At 65.0% G+C, this 1,053-nt stretch carries 1 protein-coding gene; it reads left to right on the top strand.

The window, feature by feature from the left end:
- The coding region (locus EN742_RS35820) for an FMN-binding glutamate synthase family protein (protein WP_148670566.1) at positions 1–1,053 on the top strand (1,053 nt) is incomplete at both ends.

Here is a 1,053-nt window from a genome sequence, read left to right as displayed (position 1 = left end):
TCTCAAGGTGATGTCGAAGATGGGCATCTCGACCTACCAGTCCTATTGCGGCGCGCAGATCTTCGACGCCATCGGGCTGAAGACCGACTTCGTGCAAAAATATTTCACCGGCACCGCGACGCTGATCGAAGGCGTCGGGCTGGAAGAGATCGCGGCCGAAACGGTCAGCCGCCACGCCGACGGCTTCGGCAACGACCCGGTGCTGCGCAACAGCCTCGAGGTCGGCGGCGAATACATGTTCCGCATGCGCGGCGAAGCGCATATCTGGTCGCCCGATGCGGTGGCCACCCTGCAGCACGCCGTGCGCCAGGGATCGTGGCAGACGTTCAAGGACTATTCCGCTCAGATCGACAGCGAGACGGCGCGGGCGCAGAGCATTCGCGGCCTGTTCAAGATCAGGCTGGCCGAAGAAACCGGGCGCAAGAAGGTCGCGCTCGACGAGGTCATGTCGGCGGCCGATATCGTCAAACGGTTCTCGACCGGAGCGATGTCCTTTGGCTCGATCTCCAGGGAAGCGCACACCACGCTGGCCCGCGCCATGAACACGATCGGCGGCAAGTCTAACACCGGCGAGGGCGGCGAAGAGGCCGACCGTTACCTGCCGCTGCCGGACGGCGGCAAGAACCCCGAGCGTTCGGCGATCAAGCAGGTCGCTTCCGGGCGTTTTGGCGTCACGGCGGAGTATCTGGTGAACTCCGATGTGATGCAGATAAAGGTCGCGCAAGGCGCGAAGCCCGGCGAGGGCGGGCAGCTGCCCGGCCACAAGGTCGATGCCACCATTGCCAAGGTCAGGCATTCGACGCCCGGCGTCGGCCTGATCTCGCCGCCGCCGCATCACGACATCTACTCGATCGAGGATCTGGCGCAGCTCATCTACGACCTCAAGAACGTCAACCCGGCGGCTGATGTCTCGGTCAAGCTGGTCTCGGAAGTCGGTGTCGGCACGGTTGCGGCCGGCGTCGCCAAGGCGCGCGCCGATCACATCACCATTTCCGGCTATGACGGCGGCACCGGCGCATCGCCGCTGACCTCGCTCAAGCACGCCGGCAGCCC

The sequence above is a fragment of the Mesorhizobium sp. M4A.F.Ca.ET.020.02.1.1 genome, from assembly GCF_004022645.1.
Lineage (GTDB): Bacteria > Pseudomonadota > Alphaproteobacteria > Rhizobiales > Rhizobiaceae > Mesorhizobium.
The sequence above is the reverse complement of the archived record's forward strand: the minus strand, read 5'-3'. Positions and strand labels throughout refer to the sequence as shown.